Raw genomic sequence first — 19,907 nt, forward strand, 5'->3', positions numbered from 1 at the left:
GCTTGATGAGGGCAAATGTGGGAGGGGGCTTGCCCCTCCCACCATGGACCGAGTTCGGTCTTAGTTACTGATCGCCAGAATACTCGCCTGGTACGAGCCGACAAACACATCAAAATCGCCCACTTCGTTCTGCTCCAGTTCCGCTTGCTGCGCCAGCGACGTGCGCGCCAGCTCTTCAAAGCGTGCCTGCTCTTCTGCGGGCAACGGCTCGCGGCGGAAGTACTCGGCGTGCACCTCGCTCTGATGCAGGGAGAACTGCGCGAAACTCTCTTTGCGCTCGGCCATCGCCGCCAGTACCTGCGCCGAAGGGGTCAGGGACGGGTCCTTGACCTTGGCCAGTTGGGCGTCCAGTGCCTGGCTGTGTTCGGTGATGCCGTGGCTTTCATCCAGCAGCGCAGCCAGCGGGGCAATCTTCTCCAGAAGCTCGGTGGCCCATTCCTTCATGTCCACGGCCTGGCCCTTGCGCTGCAATTGCAGGCCCGGGCGCCGGCCTTCCTTGACCACGCTGAGGAAGTTGGACGTGGCGTTGCCGCACTCGTTGTCGGCGAACAGCGGGCTGTCGTTCAGCGCGCAGTACAGCAGGAATGCATCGAGGAAACGCGACTCCGGCAGGTCGATGCCCATCGGCAGGAACGGGTTGATGTCCAGGCAGCGCACTTCGATGTACTGGATGCCACGGGCCATCAGCGCCTGGATCGGCCGCTCGCCGGTGTAGGTCACGCGCTTGGGGCGGATGTTGGAGTAGTACTCGTTTTCGATCTGCAGGATGTTGGTGTTGAGCTGTACCCACTCACCGTCCTTGTGGGTGCCGACTTCGACATAGGGCGCGTAGGGCGTTGCCACCGCTTCGCGCAGGCTGTCGGTGTAGCTGGCCAGGTCGTTGTAGCACGGCGTCAGGCCGGCCTGGGCGTTGCTCTGGTAACCCAGGTCGCTCATGCGCAGGCTGGTGGCGTACGGCAGGTACAGGGTGTCGGCGTCGAGCACTTCCAATTGGTGCGAGCGACCGCGCAGGAAACCCGCGTCCAGGGCCGGCGAGGCGCCGAACAGGTACATCAGCAGCCAGCTGTAGCGGCGGAAGTTGCGGATCAGCGCGATATAGGCCGTGGACTGATAGTCGCGGTCGGTGCCGACGAAGCCTTCAGTCTCCTTGAGCAGCGGCCATAGCTGTTCCGGCAGGGAAAAGTTGTAGTGGATGCCGGCGATGCACTGCATGGTCTTGCCGTAACGCAGGGCCAGGCCCTTGCGGTACACGTACTTGAGCTGTCCGATATTGGAGGTGCCGTAGTAGGCAATCGGAATGTCTTCCTCGGCCGGCAACGGGCACGGCATCGAGGGGCTCCACAGGTATTCACTGCCGAGCTTGGTGTAGGCAAAACGATGGATCTTGTCCAGGCTGCTCAGGGTGTCGGCCGGGTTGGGCAGGGCCGGGGTAATGAACTCCAGCAGCGATTCCGAGTAGTCGGTGGTGATCTGTTCATGGGTCAACGCGGCGCCCAGGGCTTCGGGGTGCGGCGTTTGTGCCAGGCGACCCTCACCGGTGACACGTAGGCATTCACGCTCGATGCCGTGCAAGCACTGCTCTAGCAGGGAGAGGTGTTCGCGCTTGCCGAGCAGGGCCAGGCGGCGGTTGAGAAGTTCGCTCAAGTTGGATTCCTTCACGCGTCAGTCGCCCCAATATGGGGGTGGGCAGGACGGTCTACAAGGGTGAAGTTAAAACTGGCGTGATCGCCTGGTTTTGAGTCGATTTGACCCGCGTTAAAAAAGCCTACTTCACTCCATGAATTGGGCTATAGCGCAGCAAGAAAATTCCGACGCTGTTATCGCAGCGCCGAAATTAACTCAAATCGGGGGCGGGGAGCTATAGGACAGCGAACGTGCCCTGTGCTTTTGCGACAAGTCTTTCGTCCTGATACACATCGGCTTCGACCACCAGCGTGCGCCGACCGGCGTGAATCACGCGGCTGGTACACAGCACGTCACCGTCTTCCACGGCGCGGATGTAGTTGATCTTGCATTCGATGGTCGCGCTCTGCTGGTCAAACCCATGGGCGCTGGAGCAGGCCAGCCCCATGGTGATGTCCACCAGGCTGAAAATCGCCCCGCCATGGAGCTTGCCCGCGCGGTTGCGCAGGTGCGGCTCCAGGGTCAGGGCCACTTCGGCAACGCCTTCTTCGAGGCGTTGCAGGCGGCAGCCGATCAGTTCGCTGAACGCGCTCTGGGTCAAACCGGCGGGGATTTCCATCAGCGTTTCTTCAACTGCTTGGCGTTGGCGAACAGCGAGGCCATGGCGTTGTTGCTTGGCGCTGCGGTGGCGGTTTCCTTGCGCGGTTGACTGTTTTCGGAGCGGTTCTGCGACTGGCGCGGCGCCGAGCCAGGACGTGCACCACGGGCGCCGTCGATTTTTTCGCCGGGGGTATCGCTCATGCGCATCGACAGGCCAACGCGTTTGCGCGGGATGTCGACTTCCATGACCTTGACCTTGACCACATCACCGGCCTTCACGGCTTCGCGCGGATCCTTGATGAACTTCTCCGAAAGCGCAGAGATGTGCACCAAACCGTCCTGATGCACGCCGATGTCCACAAACGCGCCGAAGTTGGTCACGTTGGTGACCACGCCTTCGAGGATCATGCCCAGTTGCAGGTCCTTGAGGTCTTCGACGCCGTCCTGGAACTCGGCGGTCTTGAACTCGGGACGCGGGTCGCGGCCAGGTTTTTCCAGCTCTTGCAGGATGTCGGTGATGGTCGGCACGCCGAAGGTTTCGTCGGTGTACTTCTTTGGGTCCAGGCGCTTGAGGAACGCGGCGTCACCGATCAGCGAGCGGATGTCGCGGTCGGTCTCGGCGGCGATGCGTTGCACCAGCGGGTAGGCTTCCGGGTGAACGGCGGACGAATCCAGCGGGTTGTCGCCGTTCATGACGCGCAGGAAACCGGCGGCTTGCTCGAAGGTTTTTTCACCCAGGCGGGCGACTTTTTTCAGCGCGGCACGGGTTTTGAACGCACCGTTTTCGTCGCGGTGAGTGACGATGTTCTGCGCCAGGGTGGCATTGAGGCCGGAGATACGCGCCAGCAGCGCCACGGAGGCGGTGTTCACGTCCACGCCCACGGCGTTTACGCAGTCTTCCACCACCGCATCCAGGCCGCGTGCCAGTTTCAGCTGTGACACGTCGTGCTGGTACTGGCCGACACCGATGGATTTAGGATCGATTTTCACCAGCTCTGCCAGCGGATCCTGCAGGCGACGGGCGATGGACACCGCGCCACGGATCGACACGTCGAGGTCCGGGAATTCCTTGGAGGCCAGTTCCGACGCCGAGTACACCGAAGCACCGGCTTCGGAGACCATCACCTTGGTCATCTTCATGGCTGGGTATTTTTTGATCAGTTCGGCGGCCAGCTTGTCGGTTTCACGGCTGGCAGTGCCGTTGCCGATGGCGATCAGGTCCACCGCATGCTTGGCGCACAGGGCGGCCAGGATGGCGAGGGTCTGGTCCCACTTGTTGTGCGGCACGTGTGGGTACACGGTGGCGTGGTCCAGCAGCTTGCCGGTGGCATCGACCACGGCGACCTTGCAGCCGGTGCGCAGGCCCGGGTCGAGGCCCAGGGTGGCGCGCGGGCCGGCCGGTGCGGCCAGCAGCAGGTCGTGCAGGTTGTGGGCGAAGACGTTGATCGCCTCGGTTTCTGCGCCGTCGCGCAACTCGCCGAGCAGGTCGGTTTCCAGGTGGGTGTAGAGCTTGACCTTCCAGGTCCAGCGCACGACTTCACCGAGCCACTTGTCCGCAGGACGATTCTGATTCTGGATGCCGAATTGTTGGCCGATCATGCCCTCGCACGGGTGCATGGTGCCCGGCAATTCGTCGCCGACTTTCAGCGCGGAGCTGAGAATGCCTTCGTTGCGGCCACGGAAAATCGCCAGCGCACGGTGGGACGGCATGCTTTTCAGCGGTTCGTCGTGTTCGAAGTAGTCGCGGAACTTGGCGCCCTCTTCCTCTTTGCCGGCGATGACGCGGGCGCTGAGGGTGGCTTCCTGTTTCAGGTAGTTGCGCAGTTTTTCCAGCAGGTTGGCGTCTTCGGCGAAGCGCTCCATCAGGATGTACTTGGCACCTTCGAGGGCGGCCTTGACGTCGGCAACGCCTTTCTCTGCGTTGACGAAGCGCGCGGCTTCGGTGTCCGGGGTCAGCGTGGGGTCGTTGAACAGGCCGTCGGCCAGTTCGCCCAGGCCGGCTTCCAGGGCGATCTGGCCCTTGGTGCGGCGCTTCTGTTTGTACGGCAGGTAAAGGTCTTCGAGGCGGGTCTTGGTGTCGGCGAGCTTGATGTCGCGTTCAAGCTGAGGCGTCAGCTTGCCCTGCTCCTCGATGCTGGCGAGGATGCTGATACGCCGTTCGTCGAGTTCTCGCAGGTAGCGCAGGCGTTCTTCAAGGTGCCGCAGCTGGATGTCGTCGAGGCTGCCGGTCACTTCTTTCCGGTAACGGGCGATGAAGGGCACCGTGGAGCCTTCATCCAGTAGAGCGACGGCCGCTTCGACCTGTTGTGGGCGTACGCCGAGTTCTTCGGCGATGCGGCTGTTGATGCTGTCCATAAAACCACCTGAAATTCTGAAAAGCAGCCCGCAGGCCCGGGAAACAAGGCCTGGCGCGGCTGGTTGAGCGGCCCGACCGGCGCCGCTACCTGGGTCAAGAGGCAGCCTATTGACCCTCGAAATCGAAAAAATCACCACAAGCGGGGAAAAAAAGCCCGGCAGTAAACGGCAACGATCTGACGTTGCCCTGCACGAAGGCGCCGCATTATAACCAGCGTTCTGCCCTTGGGGGGTACTGCGCCAGTGGTTGGAAGGCGAGGGTTCGCTGGCAGTAGAGGAAAAATCTGCTAACAATGCACACGGTGCGTATAACGGCAGCTACGCCATAATGCGCGCCGAGATAAGAGGAGCATCCAATGAGCAGCACTGCACAAACTGCTGAAGGCGAAAAAATTCTCATCGTTGATGACGATCCGGGGCTGAGCAGCCTGCTGGAGCGTTTCTTCAACTCCAAGGGCTACCGTGCCCGCGCGGTGCCGAACACCGAGCAGATGGACCGTCTCCTGGGGCGTGAAGTATTCAACCTGGTCGTACTCGACCTGATGCTGCCCGGCGAAGACGGCCTCACCGCCTGCAAGCGCCTGCGCGGCGCGAACAACCAGATTCCAATCATCATGCTGACCGCCAAGGGCGATGAGCTGAGCCGCATCAAGGGTCTCGAGCTGGGCGCCGATGACTACCTTGCCAAGCCTTTCAACCCTGACGAGTTGATGGCGCGGGTCAAAGCCGTGCTGCGTCGTCAGGCGCCGCCGGTACCGGGCGCGCCGGGCAGCGAAGACGAAAGCGTCACCTTTGGCGACTACGAGCTGTCGCTGGCGACCCGCGAGCTCAAGCGTGGCGACGAAGTGCATATGCTCACCACCGGTGAATTCGCCGTGCTCAAGGCGCTGGTGATGAACGCACGTCAGCCGCTGACCCGCGACAAACTGATGAACTTGGCACGCGGTCGCGAATGGGACGCCCTGGAACGCTCCATCGACGTGCAGATTTCCCGTCTGCGCCGGATGATCGAGCCGGACCCGTCCAAACCTCGGTATATCCAGACTGTCTGGGGTGTGGGCTATGTGTTTGTGCCGGATGGCACCGCAACCAAGTGACCGATGATTTGCAGGGCGGGCATCCTGGCGCTTGACTCCATGAGGGTCGACGGGATGCCCGGCGTCTGCAATTCTGCGAGCGCCGCTCGTTCCTGCAAGGTGTCCAGCTGTCTTCTATGAAAACCCCTCTGTGGTTCCCGCAAAGTTTCTTCTCCCGCACCCTTTGGCTGGTGCTGATCGTCGTGCTGTTTTCCAAGGCGCTGACACTGGTTTATCTGCTGATGAACGAAGACGTGCTGGTGGACCGGCAGTACAGCCACGGTGTCGCCCTGACGCTGCGTGGTTACTGGGCTGTAGACCCTGAGAACCGCGAAAAGGTAGCCAAGGCCTCGACGTTGACCCGCGTTGACGGGGCTGGTGTACCCGAGGGTGAGCAGCATTGGCCCTACAGCGAGATCTACCAGCGCCAGATGCAGGCCGAACTGGGCGAGGACACCGAGGTGCGCTTGCGCATGCATGTTTCACCTGCGCTGTGGGTAAGGGCGCCGAGCCTTGGTGATGCCTGGATCAAGGTTCCGCTGTATCCGCACCCTTTGCGGGGGCAGAAGATCTGGAACGTGTTGGGTTGGTTCCTGGCCATCGGCTTGCTTTCCACCGCGTCGGCGTGGATTTTCGTTCGCCAGCTCAACCAACCGCTTAAGCGCCTGGTGTTTGCCGCCCGCCAATTGGGCCAGGGGCGCAGCGTGCGCCTGCCGGTCAGCGATACGCCCAGTGAAATGACCGAGGTGTATGGCGCCTTCAACCAGATGGCGGAGGATGTCGAACAGGCCGGGCGGGAGCGCGAGCTGATGCTGGCGGGGGTGTCCCATGACTTGCGCACGCCCTTGACGCGATTGCGCCTGTCCCTGGAGCTGATGGGCAACCATAGCGACCTCACCGACGACATGGTTCGCGACATCGAAGACATGGACGCGATTCTCGACCAGTTCCTGGCGTTTATCCGTGATGGTCGTGACGAGGTGGTGGAGGAAGTCGATCTCACGGACCTGGTGCGTGAGGTTGTGGCGCCCTACAACCAGAATGGCGAGCAAGTGCGCATGCGCCTTGAGCCGATCCAGCCGTTTGCGTTGCGTCGGGTGTCGATGAAGCGCCTGCTGAACAACCTGATCGGCAACGCTTTGCACCACGCCGGTTCGGATGTTGAAGTGGCTGCGTATGTGTCTGGCGACAGTGCTGCGCCGTACGTAGTGCTGAGTGTGATGGACCGGGGCGCGGGCATCGATCCGGACGAGCTGGAGGGTATCTTCAACCCCTTCACCCGTGGCGACCGTGCCCGGGGTGGCAAAGGGACCGGCTTGGGGCTGGCGATCGTGCGGCGGATTGCGTCGATGCACGGCGGCAATGTCGAGTTGCGTAACCGCGAAGGCGGTGGCCTTGAGGCGCGGGTACGCTTGCCGCTTGGGCTGATGCTGCCCAGAGATGCGGTATAGAAACAGCTGCAAGTTTCAAGCTGAAGCCGCAAGAGAAAGGCGCACAGCTTTTGCCCTTTCTTGCAGCTTATAGCTTGAAGCTGACAGCTCCCGTCTCTAACCCTTACCCTTGGTCCTGGTCATATTCGGTCCACCATTCTTCTCCAGATGTTGAATGATGATCCCCGCCACATCCTTCCCAGTGGTGGTCTCTATCCCTTCCAGGCCCGGCGACGAGTTCACCTCCATCACCAGTGGTCCATGGTTGGAGCGCAGGATATCCACACCCGCCACTGCCAACCCCATGACCTTGGCCGCCCGCAGCGCGGTCATGCGTTCTTCCGGGGTGATCTTGATCAGGCTGGCGCTGCCGCCACGGTGCAGGTTGGAGCGGAACTCTCCGGGCTTGGCCTGGCGCTTCATGGCTGCGATCACCTTGTCGCCCACCACGAAGCAGCGAATATCCGCACCGCCGGCTTCCTTGATGTACTCCTGGACCATGATGTTCTGCTTGAGGCCCATGAATGCCTCGATCACGGATTCCGCTGCGGTCGCGGTTTCACACAGCACCACACCGATGCCCTGGGTGCCTTCCAGCACCTTGATCACCAGCGGCGCGCCGTTGACCATTTCGATCAGGTCGGGAATGTCGTCGGGGGAGTGGGCAAAGCCGGTGACCGGCAGGCCGATGCCCCGCCGCGAGAGCAGTTGCAACGAGCGTAATTTGTCCCGCGAGCGTGCAATGGCCACGGATTCATTGAGGGGGAAAACCCCCATCATTTCGAATTGGCGCAACACGGCGCAGCCATAGAACGTCACCGAGGCGCCAATCCGCGGGATCACCGCATCAAACCCCTCCAGCGGTTTACCGCGGTAATGGATCTGCGGCTTGTGGCTGGCGATGTTCATATAGGCACGCAACGTGTCGATCACCACCATTTCGTGGCCACGTTCGGTGCCGGCCTCGACCAGGCGGCGGGTGGAATACAGACGCGGGTTTCGCGACAGCACAGCAATCTTCATGCAGCACCTGGGGCAGAAATAGTAGAGACCGGGAACACCGGCTTGTCTTGAACGTACTTGACGCCGGGATTGACCACCAGGTGGCCGTCAATCAGCGCCTTGGAACCCAGCAACAGGCGATAACGCATGGCTTTGCGGCAGGCCAGGGTGAACTCCACCCGCCATACCCGATCACCCATTGCCAGGGTGGTGCTGATCACGTAGCGCACCTGCGCATGGCCATTGGAGCTCTTGATGGTTTTCATCGTCATCAGGGGCGCTTCGCAGCGGCGGTGACGCAGTTGCACGACGCTGCCCAGGTGCGCGGTAAAGCGCACCCACTTCTCGCCGTCGCGCTCAAACGGCTCGATGTCGGTGGCATGCAGGCTGGAGGTGCTGGCACCGGTGTCGATCTTGGCACGCAGGCCTGCCACTCCCAAGTCGGGAAGTGCCACCCACTCACGCAGACCTACAACGGTCAAATGGTCAAATGTCTTCAATATGGGTAACCGGTCAATTCGCCCAGGCCTGAGGAGAAACCTCGGCCAGGGCTTTGAATGCAGGCTTGGCGAACCAGTAGCCTTGCATCAGAAATATTCCACAGTCAGACAGAAAGTCGCGTTCGCCGGCACTTTCGATGCCTTCGGCGATGACAGTAACGTTCAACTGCTCACAGATTGTGACAATCCCCTGGACGATCACCTGACGGACACGATCCTGGTCGACATCGCGGATCAGCGCCATGTCGAGTTTGATCAAGTCAGGTTGGAAATCAGCCAACAGATTCAGCCCCGAATAGCCCGCGCCGAAATCATCGATAGCGGTCTTGAAGCCGAATTCGCGGTATTCACGCAGAATATTCGTCAAATGGCGATAGTTATCTACATGCTCGCTTTCCAGTGTCTCGAAAATCAGTTGATCCAGCGGAAAATTGTTCGCGCGCGCCGCCTCCAGGGTGCTGCGGATGCACAACTCCGGACGGTACACGGCGTTGGGCATGAAGTTGATGGAAAGGTGGGTTTGCATCCCCAAAGCTGCAGCACCGGCAATCGCCTGGGTGCGGCAGCGCTGGTCGAAGCGGTAGCGGTTGCTGTCGTTGACCTGGTCCAGCACCGACAATGCCCCTTCGCCTTGTGTGCCGCGCACCAAGGCTTCGTGGGCAAAAATCGAATGGTCCCGAAGGTCTACGATAGGCTGGTAGGCGAACGCAAAATCGAAACCCAGGGGTTCGCTTTGTTGGCAGCCTACGCAACGCTGGTCGGGCGAGGTGAGTGAAGAGGGAAAGTCGGTCACGGCGTATCCTCGCGAAAACAGGGTGCTACCTGGCGTATCTTAGGTGAGCCTTGAGGTTTATGCGTCGAAGGGTTTCAACGTTACAGTTGCGACATTTGTCAGAGCGAGGAATTCAAGTGGCTCAAAAGCAGGAAGAGGAAGAAAAGGTCCGTCTGGACAAGTGGCTTTGGGCGGCGCGTTTCTTTAAGACACGTGCCTTGGCCAAGGCCGCGATTGAGAGCGGCAAGGTGCATCATCGAGGCGAGCGCTGTAAGCCGGGCAAAGAGCCACGTGTCGGTGATGAGCTGCAGATTCGGATAGGTTTTGACGAAAAGACCGTGGTGGTTCAGGCACTTTCCATCGTGCGCCGTGGCGCCCCCGAAGCACAGGCGCTGTACACCGAAACCGAAGCCAGCATTGCCAGGCGCGAAAATGCGGCAGCCCTGCGCAAGGCGGGCGCCACGGGGATGACCACCGATGGCAAGCCGAGCAAGAAGCAGCGCCGCGACCTGTTCAAGTTTCGCGGCAGTGGCAATGATGACTGATTGCGCAGCGGCCCATTCAAATGTGGGAGGGGGCTTGCAGCGTTAAGGGGAGGTGCGCACGACGCTCAATCCACTGATCACTGGCAGCTTGCCAAGTAACCTGAAGATCGGCGTCGTCACGTGTAACAACGCGGCCGACACCTTCGCCGCAAACGGCGTGTAATAACCCCAGCCCAACGCCAACAGTGCCAGCAGCACCCCGCCGATATAATCGTCCTGCCCCCAATGCGCGCCCGCCACCAGCCGCGGCATCATGAACAACAGCGCCAGGCCCCAGATCACCAGCACCTGGCCGATACGTTTGGCGAGCACGCTCATGAACATTGCCCAGATCAGCAACACCGAGGCGTGATCCCCTGGAAAGCTTTGGCTTGAGCGGTCCTTCAGCTCCCAGGTCTTCTCCAGCCCCGGGAAATAGTCGCTCATCTGGATCGCCCCGGCGATGACCATCGACGGGCTGCTGTGTTGCCAGCCCATCTGCGCTGCGAGTTTGGAAAACAGCATGCGGATAAACAGCAAGAGCAACAAAATACCGACAAAACCTAACAGGGCCTGGCGTACCTGCGCGGCTTTGAACACCCAGTCGCCGCGAATCATCAGCATCAGCAGGATCACCCCGACCACCGCATCAAACGGCCGCAAACTGGCCACGGCCCACACGTGCAGCCATGTCGCGTTGCTCGCCAGCGGGTCGTTGAGAAGGTGAAACAGCCACTCGTCGAAAATCACACACAGCATCTGCCCCGTGGGCCACAGCCAAAAACACAGCAGCCCGATAGCGAGTAGATTGCACAGAGCCCATCGCCGGAGGTTCCACTTGGCTTGGAACAAACCCGGATTGTTCATAAACTGTCCCTCTTCGCTCTAAATAAGCTCTCTGTTTCCAGGAGAAAGCCGCACCAAGATGGTGCTAAAGCGTTTAATTTTATAAACCTTGTAACCAATTTGTCATCAATTCAGATACCCAGACCTATGACTGATCTACCGGATACCGACTTCACCCAACGCTTCATCTTCGATGAGAGCGACGCCCGCGGCGAAATGGTTTCGTTGGAGCGCAGCTACGCCGAAGTCCTCGCCAAGCACCCCTATCCGGAACCGGTCGCACAACTGCTCGGTGAGCTGATGGCCGCTGCTGCGTTGCTGGTAGGCACCATGAAGTTCGACGGTTTGCTGATCCTGCAAGCCCGTTCCGAAGGGCCGATTCCGCTGTTGATGATCGAGTGCTCCAGCGAGCGCGAAATCCGTGGCCTGGCCCGTTATGAAGCCGACCAGATTGCCCCGGACGCCAGCCTGGCCGAGCTGATGCCCAACGGTGTCCTGGCGCTCACCGTCGACCCGACCTCAGGCCAACGTTACCAGGGCATCGTCGACCTCGACGGCAAAACGCTGTCGGAATGCTTCACCAACTATTTCGTGATGTCCCAGCAAGTGGGCACCAAGTTCTGGCTCAACGCCGACGGCAAGCGCGCCCGTGGCATGTTGCTGCAACAACTGCCGGCCGACCGTATCAAGGACGACGAAGATCGCGCTGAAAGCTGGCGGCACTGCATTGCCTTGGCCGATACCCTGAAAGCCGAAGAACTGCTGGGCCTGGACAACGAAACCATCCTGCACCGCCTGTACCACGAAGACCCGGTGCGCCTGTTCGACGCGCAGACCTTGCACTTCCACTGCAGCTGCTCCCGTGAGCGTTCGGGCAACGCCCTGGTCAGCTTGGGCCTGGAAGATGCGCAGAACCTGGTGGTGGAACACGGTGGCAATATCGAGATCGACTGCCAGTTCTGCAACGAGCGCTACCTGTTCGACGCTGCCGATGTAGCGCAATTGTTCGCTGGCGCAGGCATCGACACGCCTTCCGACACCCGCCACTAAAACGTTTAAGCACAGGTAAATCACCTGTCAAATGCCGGATTAGAGGCGTTCTGACGGGAGGGCCCTACTCTTTTTGGGCTTTTCTGGCATAATCCGGCCCACTTTTTTCGCGGTAGTAGTGCGCAACTTTCTACTACAAAACGTTTGGAGCACTCGGCCACAGGCCGACGGGGAACCTCATGACGCAAGCCAATAACGCCGTATACACCGATCTGAGTGTTGACGATCTGGTCAAAGAAGCCCTGCAGCGCGGTGAAGGCGTGCTTGCCGATACCGGCGCGCTGGTCGTGGAAACCGGTCACCGTACCGGCCGTTCGCCAGTCGACCGTTTCATCGTTGAAGAGCCTTCCACCCAGGATTCCATCGCCTGGGGCCCGATCAACCGCAAGTTCCCGGCCGACAAGTTCGATGCCCTGTGGGCACGCGTCGAGGCGTTCAACAATGCGCAAGAGCATTTCGTTTCCCACGTTCACGTAGGGGCCTCCGAAGACCACTACCTGGCCGTGAAAATGACCACCCAGACTGCCTGGCAGAACCTGTTCGGTCGTTGCCTGTTCATCAACCCGGCCCAGTACAACCCGGCCGGTCGTGACGAGTGGCAAGTGCTCAACGTGGCCAACTTCGAGTGCGTGCCTGAGCGTGATGGCACCAACTCCGACGGTTGCGTGATCCTTAACTTCGCCCAGAAAAAAGTGCTGATCGCCGGCATGCGCTACGCCGGTGAAATGAAGAAAGCCATGTTCTCGGTGCAGAACTACCTGCTGCCGGCTTCCGACGTACTGCCGATGCACTGCGCCGCCAACATTGGCGAAGCAGGCGACGTGACCCTGTTCTTCGGTCTGTCGGGTACCGGCAAGACCACCCTGTCCGCCGACGAAAGCCGCTACCTGATCGGTGACGACGAGCACGGCTGGGGCGAAGGCGTGGTGTTCAACATCGAAGGCGGTTGCTATGCCAAATGCATCGACCTGTCCGAGAAGAACGAACCGGTTATCTGGAAAGCCATCAAGCACGGCGCCGTGTTGGAAAACGTCGTCATCGACGAGGCCAAGCACGCCGACTATGCTGACGTGAGCCTGACCCAGAACAGCCGCGCCGCCTACCCGCTGGAGCACGTTGCCAAGCGTTCCGAGAAGAACCTGGGCGGCGAGCCAAACGCGGTGATCTTCCTGACCTGCGACCTGACCGGCGTACTGCCGCCCGTGTCCATCCTCAGCGAAGAACAAGCGGCCTACCACTTCCTGTCCGGCTACACCGCACTGGTGGGCTCGACCGAAATGGGTTCGGGCAGCGGCATCAAGTCGACCTTCTCCACCTGCTTCGGCGCACCGTTCTTCCCGCGTCCGGCCGGCGAATATGCAGAGCTGCTGATCAAGCGCATCCGCGGCTTCGGCTCCAAGGTCTACCTGGTCAACACCGGCTGGACCGGCGGTGGCTACGGCGTTGGCAAGCGCTTCAATATCCCGACCACGCGCGGCGTGATCGCAGCGATCCAGAGCGGCGCGTTGATCGGTGCTGAAACCGAACACCTCGACACCATCAACCTCGACGTGCCATTGGCCGTACCGGGCGTTGAGACCGGCCTGTTGAACCCACGTAACACCTGGGCTGACAAGGCCGCTTACGATGAAGCAGCGAAGGCGCTGGCTGGTCTGTTCATCGAGAACTTCAAGAAGTTTGAAGTGAGCGATGCGATCAAGGCTGCGGGTCCGAAGTTGTAAGATTCGGTCGCTGTTAAAAAGCCGCTCCTTGTGAGCGGCTTTTTTGTGCGCGAAAGGTTCGTCGACGATAGGCCGAACCATTGCCCCTCCACCTTTGACTTGCGGTGTACCTGGAGCCGGTATTCGCTCAGCTCAGGTTTTCCAGCGTCTGCGTGTCCCAGCTGTGGGTCTTGATGGCCAGGTAGAGCATGCCGATGGTCAACGGGACCTTGTCGCCATGCCCCTTGCCCCGACGCTTGAGGAACACGTCAAAGACCGGTGGGTTGAAGTAACGATAAGTGTCGTAGTCGCCCAGGTCGAGGGCGAACTCCTGCTCCAGCGCTTCCATGAGCTGCTTGGCTTCGCTGCCGTCACAGCCCAGGTCGAAATTGAGTGAGGTTTGCAGGCGGATGGTCTTGTGTTTCGGCAGGCCGATTTCTTCGTGCAGCAGTTGAAGGAGTTGCTGCATCACGGGGTCTTCGGGGAAGTTAGGGGCGAGGTTCATGGTGGGTGCACGCAGGAGTGGGTGAAGGGGCTGGTTGCGTTGGAGGCGGTATTTGTTTCGAGTGATGAAGAGCGCCAAGCCTATCAAGAATACAAAGACAGGTAGGAGGGGCATTCTGAGGATCACCGCTACATAGGGTAGTAGGAACGTCAAAATAAGGCCTGTTGTAAGAAATGTGACTGCGAAGTGCTTTCTGAGCATTGGGTCTGTGATTTGGTAGTGCAGCACCAAATAGATAATGAGAAAGGAAGCGGATTGAAGGTAAAGGGCCATGCCACTAAGACTCGTCCGAGTAGACATGCATTGAGAGTGTTGACCGCTGAGGCCCTATGCCTCCTCTCACACTGGCATCCAGACCGATGATGATGTCTCCAGCGTGATATCTACGAAGCTTGCCGGAAATCCTATCTCCAACGAAGCCTGCGGTTACGGTTGAAATGGCAATCCCTGGTGCTTTAACCGCTCCGGAGATTATTTGTTTGATGAGTACGTTTTGGTCGTTTAACCGATCGGCCTGATTCCGTCTCAAAGGATGGGAAATCGCGACCGCCCTTTCGCATGGCAAGTCTCTGGCCAGCATTTTTTCGTACAGCCTACGTATCTGATCGCGCACTTGTCGCGCTGCCGTTTTTGTTTCAAGCAGGCATAGATTGGCCAAAGCATGCCGATTGTCAGGCACAACAGTGAAGCGAATCACTGTGAAGATGACGCCATAGTGGCCGATGTGTTGAGCCCTTTCGATGTTCACAGGTTTCTGCCGAGAAAGTTGAGACCGCGCTATTTTCATTCAGCTACGGGTAACTTCTGTAGAGGGTTAAGCGTGTGTTTGGAGCAGTTTGGGAAGGGGATGTCGCGTTGTTTGGAGGTTTCCTACACCGGTTTCCGGCATTTGTGGCTTGGCAGTGCTTTAACAGGCAACGCGGGTCAATGGTAGGAGCGAGCTTGCTCGCGAAAAACTCAAGGACGCCGCGTTTCTTCTGGCTTACCGCGTCATCGTTGATGATTTTCGCGAACAGGCTCGCTTCTAAAAAGGGTGTTGCTTAGATTTGTGCTTGTTCGGTTTGTAGTTGTACGTGTTGCGCCGCTTCCGGCAAATCACAACCGTCTTGGACGAGCAGGTACAAGGCGTTGGTGATGTGGGAGATGTCTTTGAGGTCGGAGTGTTCGAAGGTCAGGCAGGAGAAGGTTTCCAGTAAGTCGGTGGCTGCGCGGATGCGTTGGTGGGCGGCGGACTGGATGTCTTCGGCTTTGGCTTGGGTGTCGATGAGAAGCGGATGGGTATCAGTGAAATTGGTGCGTAGATGACGATAGCGGTTCATCGTTTCAGGTATTTGCATTTGAAGGTGCTCGGTTTGCTGTTAGGTAACCGACATCACCGTGGCCAAACGGCGGGTGGCGGACTGTGCGCGGGTTGGCCAGCCGGAAACAGCACTCCGACACGTCCGAAGACGTCCCCCACACAGCCGCCATAGCACTGCTATACGAGACGATAGACGTCCGCAGAGCGAGTAATGGCACTTATGTGTGCTGTTTTCCGGGTGACCAAACCCGGCCGCTGATTTGGCAGCGACGGTGCGAACCTTAGAAGTGAGTGTGCGCTCGGGCAATAAACAGATGGTTTAATCGTTCGTGGTTCGATCAGGCGCTGGCAGGCCTGCTGACACACCGCTCAAAAATCGCCTCCAACCCCCGATAATCACACGCCACCGCATCAATATTCGCCGGTATCCATGCCGCGTGTTTGACCAGCCACCAGTTCACTGAAAACCCCGCGTTGACGATGATCTGTTCGAACAAAATCCGCTGCGCCCGGCCGTTGCCCTCGCGGAAGGGGTGGATGACGTTGAGGTCGCCATAGGCTTCGGCAATCTTGCTCACCAACTCGGTTTGGCTGGCACCGACAAACCAGTTTGCTTCTTCCATCTGCCGGATGATCTTCGCGGCTTCCGGGGGGATGCGCTCCGGGGTGCAGAACAGGGTGTCGCCTTTCTGGATGTTCACGCTGCGCAACTCACCTGCCCAGTCGTAGATGTCACCGAACAGCGTGCGGTGGATGTGTTGCAGGCGGTCGAGGTCGTAGGGCGGGGGGAAGAGGGGGAGGCTGCCTACGGCGATTTCGGATAATTCCCGCTCGGCCTGGTGCAGGCGGGCTTCGTCGAGCAAATCGAGGCGGTTGCGCAGGACGCTGCTACCGGGATAGCAGTACGGATCCTGGCCCACCCCGTATTTGTCGAGCATCAGCGTGGGGTGTTGCGGTACTTGGCAAGGACGGCTTCGCGGGTCGGCAGGGGTTTGTCGACGTCGGCCGGTTGGGTGTCGAACCCTTCCAGGCGCAGGCTGGCCAGGTAATTGGAACGGCGGATCTTGTGGTAATGATCCTGTTTTTGCTCAAACGTCAGTTCGCTCATCGCAGCGCACTCCTGGGTAGCAAGGTTTGATTGTAGCGCAATGCTTCAACGGGAAGGCGGGATAAAAACCACGTCACATTCTGTACAAAAAATCCGCCGACACTCGGAATTCAGCGTATGTTTCACCGCAAAATCTTGTAGGGCGATTTCCGCCCGCTACTTAAAGGGAGTTAAGCATGGGTTTGCTTCGTGTTGCTTCGGCGATGTCGTTGTGTGCGGTGGCTTTTTCGGTCCAGGCCGGGCAGTTGCCGATCGAAGTGCTCAGTGCGGTGGTCAAGGACCAGAAAATCGCTGATGCCGAAGTGTTGCTGCAACGCAACGGCGCACAGAATGTGGTGGGCCGCACCAACGCCCAGGGCCAAGTGACGCTGACCAGTGAGGCCGCTGATGATGCGAGCAACCTGCTGATCATCAAGAAACCTGGCTACTCCAACCTGGTGGTGAAGTGCCCATGCGCGGGCATGACCTACGCCATCAGCCCGGTGATGGAAAACCTCGATGGCCTGCGTGTGGTGCTGACCTGGGGCAAGACGCCGAGTGACCTCGACTCCCACATGATTTTCCCCGGCAATAACATCTACTTCGAGAACCAGAAGGGTACTGACGCCGAGTTGGATGTGGATGACACCGACAGCTACGGTCCGGAAACCATCACCCTGCAGAAAAAGCACTACGGCGAAAGCTACGTCTATGCCGTGCACGACTACAGCAATGGCGGCAATCCAGGCTCGCGCCAGTTGTCCGACAGCGAAGCCAAGGTGTTCGTGTACATGGGCCAATCGCTGGTGCGTACCTACTACGTGCCCAAGAACCGCAGCGGCAACCTGTGGACGGTGTTCCGCATGACCGGCAGCGGCGACTTCCAGGACATCAACACTTTCAGTGGCGTGACCGTGAATGCGGCGAATGTGCTGAACGAAGTCAAACCGCTGCTGGATGACAGCGTGGCGGTCACCGCCGTCACCGTCAGCTCTTCCGTACAAACCGATGCGAAGCGTCTGAACCTGCAGGGTGAAGCGGCCTACCAGGCCGGCAAGCTGGACCAGGCCATCGACCTGTTCCGCCAGGCTATCGAGCTGGACAATGGCTTCGGCAAGGCCTACGGCAACCTCGGCCTGGCGTATCAGAAAGCCGGCAACACTGCCGAGTCGATCTGGGCCAATCGCAAGGCTATCGCCCTTGCCACCGGCGCCAATGCTGCCACCGTGCGTGCAGGTGCCTACTACAACATTGCGCGGATCTACGAAGCGGCGGGGCAGTTCCCGGATGCATTGCGTCACTACCAGTTGGCCAAGGAGCAGAAGGCCAACCCGGTGTATGACACGGCGATTGAGCGGGTGCAGAATCGCTGATTCAGCTGTAGCGCAGGTCTGAAATGTGGGAGGGGGGCAATCCCCCTCCCACATTTGGTTTGTGGTGTTCCTACAGCCACAGTCGAACTTGTCAAATTTGGCCCAAGGCCATTGCTGCACCCTGTGTATCATCCTGTCTCTTTTTTCCATGCGACCTTTCTCGATTCGCTGAGCTTGCTGGGCTACGTTTTTAAGCCACCTTCAGCGGTCAATGGAGTGACAGCCTATGCACGACACCCTCCAGCAGGTCTTTGGTTATCCACAGTTTCGTTTGGGCCAGGAAGAAACGGTCAGCGCCGTACTGGCAGGTCGTTCGGCTGCGGCCATTTTTCCTACGGGGTCGGGCAAGTCCCTGTGTTATCAGCTGTCGGCGGTGTTGCTGCCGCACCTGACGCTGGTGGTGTCGCCGTTGTTGGCGTTGATGCAGGACCAGTTGGGCTTCCTGCAACGACACGGTATTTCGGCGGGCAGTATCGATTCGGCGCAAAGCCGCGAGGACGCCAATGACGTGATGGCCCGCGCGCGTTCCGGCGAGCTGAAAATCCTGATGATTTCCGTGGAGCGCTTGAAGAACGAGCGTTTTCGCCACTTCCTGCAAAGTGTGCAGATCTCGCTGCTGGTGGTGGATGAGGCGCACTGTATTTCCGAGTGGGGCCACAACTTCCGCCCGGATTATTTGAAGCTGCCGGACTACCAGCGCCAGTTCAAGATCCCACAAGCGCTGCTGCTGACGGCTACGGCCACGCCCAAGGTGATTGCCGACATGCAGGCCAAGTTCGCCATTGCGCCGGACGACGTGGTCACCACGGGCTTCTACCGGCCCAACCTCGACCTGTTGGTGGAGCCGGTCGCCGGTGCGGACAAGCATCGTCGCCTGGTGCAGTGGATGAGCGAGCGGGCCAACCAGCCCAGCATCGTCTACGTCACCTTGCAGAAAACCGCCGAGCAGATTGCCGAGCACCTGAACCGCAACGGTATCCAGGCCGAGGCGTATCACGCCGGCTTGCCCCACGACAGGCGTGAGGGCATCCAGCAGCGCTTCATGGCTGGGCGCTCCAATTGCATCGTCGCTACCATCGCGTTTGGCATGGGTATCGACAAGAGCGATATCCGCAATGTCGTGCATTTTGACCTGCCCAAATCCATCGAGAACTACAGCCAGGAAATCGGCCGTGCGGGGCGTGATGGGCAGCCCTCGGACTGCCTGGTGCTGGCCAACCGCGACAGCCTCAATGTGCTGGAAAACTTCGTGTACGGCGATACGCCCGAGCAGGACGGTATTCGGCGGGTGCTGGAAGAGTTGCAGGCAGCGCGCAGTGAAGGGCAGTGGGAGTTCCTGCTGAGGTCGCTGTCGGACCACAGCAACATCCGCGAACTGCCACTGAAGACACTGCTGGTGCAATTGGAGCTCAGGGGCGTGATCGCGCCGCGCTACGCGTTTTATGCCGAGTACCGCTTCAAGTACCTGGTCGAGCCCGAGGCCCTGCTGGCGCGTTTTTCCGGCGAGCGCCAGCAGTTTGTCGCGGCGATCATCCAGGTGTGCAAGCGCGCGAAAACCTGGGCGACCGTGGATTTCGACGCGCTTTACCAACAACACAATGCCGAACGCAGTCGGGTGGTGAAGGCCCTGGATTACTTCCAGGAACAAGGCCTGATCGAGTTGGAAAGCAAGCAGATGACGGAGGTCTACAGCCTGCTGGATACCGATTTTGATCCACAGGTGTTGAGCGCCGAGTTATACACAGGCTTCAAGCAGCACGAGGTGACGGAAGTGGCGCGGATTCATGCCATGCTCGATCTGTTCGCCACCGAACATTGCCTGGGGCAGCGCCTGGCGCGTTACTTTGGTGATGAAAATGCACCGCAGCGCTGCGGGCACTGCTCCGTGTGCCACGGCCACGTCGCGCATTTGCCGGCGCCGCCGAGCCTGCCGCCGCTTGTGGATAAAAACTTCATGGGGCTGTGCGGTGATTTTATCCACAGGCATCATGAGCACACCGGCCAACTGCCGGGCGCTGAGCGGCTGACACGGTTCCTGGGGGGTATCAGCGTGCCGTTGTTTACCAAGTTGAAGGCGCGGGGCATTCCCGGTTTCGCAGCGCTGGAAGACTACCCCTACGCCGACGTGCGTGAGTGGGCCCAAGCCCACTTGAGTGACCTGTAA

Annotated in this window: 18 protein-coding genes; 7 read left to right on the forward strand and 11 right to left on the reverse strand. The window is 59.7% G+C overall.

Annotated elements, in window-relative coordinates; translation table 11 throughout:
- Nucleotides 1–60: 60 nt before the first annotated feature.
- From gshA to F6S08_RS01885, 3 genes are all read right to left on the reverse strand, one after another.
- Nucleotides 61–1,644 (reverse strand): glutamate--cysteine ligase, encoded by a 1,584-nt coding sequence (gene gshA / locus F6S08_RS01875; RefSeq protein WP_027605153.1) that lies wholly within the window; start codon nucleotides 1,642–1,644, stop codon nucleotides 61–63.
- A gap of 214 nt (nucleotides 1,645–1,858) precedes the next feature.
- A complete protein-coding gene (locus F6S08_RS01880) occupies nucleotides 1,859–2,242 on the reverse strand; it encodes a PaaI family thioesterase (RefSeq protein ID WP_065925818.1) in 384 nt (127 codons plus the stop codon).
- A complete protein-coding gene (locus F6S08_RS01885) occupies nucleotides 2,242–4,578 on the reverse strand; it encodes a Tex family protein (RefSeq protein WP_065948518.1) in 2,337 nt (778 codons plus the stop codon). The genes F6S08_RS01880 and F6S08_RS01885 overlap by 1 nt, the downstream gene beginning before the upstream one ends.
- A 356-nt stretch (nucleotides 4,579–4,934) precedes the next feature.
- Here F6S08_RS01885 and ompR point away from each other — a divergent pair, with 356 nt between their 5' ends.
- Complete coding sequence (ompR, locus tag F6S08_RS01890) at nucleotides 4,935–5,675, forward strand: two-component system response regulator OmpR (RefSeq protein WP_015373500.1); 741 nt, start codon at nucleotides 4,935–4,937, stop codon at nucleotides 5,673–5,675.
- Nucleotides 5,676–5,791: 116 nt separating this feature from the next.
- The gene (locus F6S08_RS01895; protein WP_065925816.1) at nucleotides 5,792–7,105 is read left to right on the forward strand and encodes an ATP-binding protein; all 1,314 of its coding nucleotides are present in this window, start codon (nucleotides 5,792–5,794) and stop codon (nucleotides 7,103–7,105) included.
- A gap of 96 nt (nucleotides 7,106–7,201) precedes the next feature.
- Here F6S08_RS01895 and rimK read toward each other — a convergent pair whose 3' ends face one another.
- The 3 genes from rimK to F6S08_RS01910 are packed head-to-tail and all read right to left on the reverse strand — an operon-like array spanning nucleotide 7,202 to nucleotide 9,379.
- Nucleotides 7,202–8,107 (reverse strand): 30S ribosomal protein S6--L-glutamate ligase, encoded by a 906-nt coding sequence (rimK, locus tag F6S08_RS01900; RefSeq protein WP_003171022.1) that lies wholly within the window; start codon nucleotides 8,105–8,107, stop codon nucleotides 7,202–7,204.
- The gene (locus tag F6S08_RS01905) at nucleotides 8,104–8,553 is read right to left on the reverse strand and encodes an ATP-dependent zinc protease (RefSeq protein ID WP_409999751.1); all 450 of its coding nucleotides are present in this window, start codon (nucleotides 8,551–8,553) and stop codon (nucleotides 8,104–8,106) included. Before F6S08_RS01905 ends, rimK begins: the two co-directional genes overlap by 4 nt.
- Nucleotides 8,554–8,599: 46 nt before the next feature.
- Nucleotides 8,600–9,379 (reverse strand): EAL domain-containing protein, encoded by a 780-nt coding sequence (locus F6S08_RS01910; RefSeq protein WP_315871208.1) that lies wholly within the window; start codon nucleotides 9,377–9,379, stop codon nucleotides 8,600–8,602.
- Between the two features lie 116 nt (nucleotides 9,380–9,495).
- Between F6S08_RS01910 and F6S08_RS01915 the strand changes: the two genes are divergently transcribed.
- Nucleotides 9,496–9,903, forward strand: coding sequence for an RNA-binding S4 domain-containing protein (locus tag F6S08_RS01915; RefSeq protein ID WP_027605149.1), 408 nt, complete (start codon nucleotides 9,496–9,498; stop codon nucleotides 9,901–9,903).
- Between the two features lie 42 nt (nucleotides 9,904–9,945).
- Here the strand turns inward: F6S08_RS01915 and F6S08_RS01920 are convergent, their stop codons facing one another.
- Complete coding sequence (locus tag F6S08_RS01920; protein ID WP_315871209.1) at nucleotides 9,946–10,749, reverse strand: phosphatase PAP2 family protein; 804 nt, start codon at nucleotides 10,747–10,749, stop codon at nucleotides 9,946–9,948.
- A gap of 126 nt (nucleotides 10,750–10,875) precedes the next feature.
- Here F6S08_RS01920 and hslO point away from each other — a divergent pair, with 126 nt between their 5' ends.
- On the forward strand, nucleotides 10,876–11,778 hold the full coding sequence (hslO, locus tag F6S08_RS01925) for an Hsp33 family molecular chaperone HslO (protein WP_027605147.1): 903 nt from the start codon (nucleotides 10,876–10,878) through the stop codon (nucleotides 11,776–11,778).
- A 179-nt stretch (nucleotides 11,779–11,957) separates the two neighbouring features.
- On the forward strand, nucleotides 11,958–13,499 hold the full coding sequence (locus F6S08_RS01930; RefSeq protein ID WP_065925812.1) for a phosphoenolpyruvate carboxykinase: 1,542 nt from the start codon (nucleotides 11,958–11,960) through the stop codon (nucleotides 13,497–13,499).
- A 127-nt stretch (nucleotides 13,500–13,626) separates the two neighbouring features.
- Here F6S08_RS01930 and F6S08_RS01935 read toward each other — a convergent pair whose 3' ends face one another.
- The 4 genes from F6S08_RS01935 to F6S08_RS01950 all read right to left on the reverse strand — a co-directional run bounded on the left by F6S08_RS01935 (nucleotide 13,627) and on the right by F6S08_RS01950 (nucleotide 16,391).
- Nucleotides 13,627–13,983 (reverse strand): DUF1493 family protein, encoded by a 357-nt coding sequence (locus F6S08_RS01935; RefSeq protein ID WP_027605145.1) that lies wholly within the window; start codon nucleotides 13,981–13,983, stop codon nucleotides 13,627–13,629.
- Between the two features lie 1,040 nt (nucleotides 13,984–15,023).
- Nucleotides 15,024–15,320 (reverse strand): hypothetical protein, encoded by a 297-nt coding sequence (locus tag F6S08_RS01940; protein ID WP_065948515.1) that lies wholly within the window; start codon nucleotides 15,318–15,320, stop codon nucleotides 15,024–15,026.
- Nucleotides 15,321–15,621: 301 nt separating this feature from the next.
- Nucleotides 15,622–16,221, reverse strand: a complete 600-nt coding sequence (locus F6S08_RS01945) for a putative adenosine monophosphate-protein transferase Fic (RefSeq protein ID WP_065948514.1) — start codon at nucleotides 16,219–16,221, stop codon at nucleotides 15,622–15,624.
- On the reverse strand, nucleotides 16,221–16,391 hold the full coding sequence (locus F6S08_RS01950; RefSeq protein ID WP_003236014.1) for a YhfG family protein: 171 nt from the start codon (nucleotides 16,389–16,391) through the stop codon (nucleotides 16,221–16,223). Before F6S08_RS01950 ends, F6S08_RS01945 begins: the two co-directional genes overlap by 1 nt.
- 176 nt (nucleotides 16,392–16,567) lie before the next feature.
- Here F6S08_RS01950 and F6S08_RS01955 point away from each other — a divergent pair, with 176 nt between their 5' ends.
- Together F6S08_RS01955 and F6S08_RS01960 are read left to right on the forward strand one after the other, a co-directional pair.
- Complete coding sequence (locus F6S08_RS01955; protein WP_065925808.1) at nucleotides 16,568–17,743, forward strand: tetratricopeptide repeat protein; 1,176 nt, start codon at nucleotides 16,568–16,570, stop codon at nucleotides 17,741–17,743.
- A 226-nt stretch (nucleotides 17,744–17,969) separates the two neighbouring features.
- Nucleotides 17,970–19,907, forward strand: a complete 1,938-nt coding sequence (locus F6S08_RS01960) for a RecQ family ATP-dependent DNA helicase (RefSeq protein WP_315871210.1) — start codon at nucleotides 17,970–17,972, stop codon at nucleotides 19,905–19,907.

This window comes from Pseudomonas sp. JV449 (assembly GCF_032424295.1).
Classification (GTDB): Bacteria; Pseudomonadota; Gammaproteobacteria; order Pseudomonadales; family Pseudomonadaceae; genus Aquipseudomonas; species Aquipseudomonas marginalis.

Excerpts from the sequence above, each read along its gene's own strand:
- F6S08_RS01880 (WP_065925818.1), bottom strand. The coding sequence starts at position 2,242 with ATGGAAATCCCCGCCGGTTTGACCCAGAGCGCGTTCAGCGAACTGATC.
- F6S08_RS01885 (WP_065948518.1), bottom strand. The coding sequence starts at position 4,578 with ATGGACAGCATCAACAGCCGCATCGCCGAAGAACTCGGCGTACGCCCA.
- ompR (WP_015373500.1), top strand. The coding sequence starts at position 4,935 with ATGAGCAGCACTGCACAAACTGCTGAAGGCGAAAAAATTCTCATCGTT.
- F6S08_RS01895 (WP_065925816.1), top strand. The coding sequence starts at position 5,792 with ATGAAAACCCCTCTGTGGTTCCCGCAAAGTTTCTTCTCCCGCACCCTT.
- rimK (WP_003171022.1), bottom strand. The coding sequence starts at position 8,107 with ATGAAGATTGCTGTGCTGTCGCGAAACCCGCGTCTGTATTCCACCCGC.
- F6S08_RS01920 (WP_315871209.1), bottom strand. The coding sequence starts at position 10,749 with ATGAACAATCCGGGTTTGTTCCAAGCCAAGTGGAACCTCCGGCGATGG.
- hslO (WP_027605147.1), top strand. The coding sequence starts at position 10,876 with ATGACTGATCTACCGGATACCGACTTCACCCAACGCTTCATCTTCGAT.
- F6S08_RS01930 (WP_065925812.1), top strand. The coding sequence starts at position 11,958 with ATGACGCAAGCCAATAACGCCGTATACACCGATCTGAGTGTTGACGAT.
- F6S08_RS01935 (WP_027605145.1), bottom strand. The coding sequence starts at position 13,983 with ATGAACCTCGCCCCTAACTTCCCCGAAGACCCCGTGATGCAGCAACTC.
- F6S08_RS01940 (WP_065948515.1), bottom strand. The coding sequence starts at position 15,320 with ATGCAAATACCTGAAACGATGAACCGCTATCGTCATCTACGCACCAAT.
- F6S08_RS01945 (WP_065948514.1), bottom strand. The coding sequence starts at position 16,221 with ATGCTCGACAAATACGGGGTGGGCCAGGATCCGTACTGCTATCCCGGT.
- F6S08_RS01950 (WP_003236014.1), bottom strand. The coding sequence starts at position 16,391 with ATGAGCGAACTGACGTTTGAGCAAAAACAGGATCATTACCACAAGATC.
- F6S08_RS01955 (WP_065925808.1), top strand. The coding sequence starts at position 16,568 with ATGGGTTTGCTTCGTGTTGCTTCGGCGATGTCGTTGTGTGCGGTGGCT.
- F6S08_RS01960 (WP_315871210.1), top strand. The coding sequence starts at position 17,970 with ATGCACGACACCCTCCAGCAGGTCTTTGGTTATCCACAGTTTCGTTTG.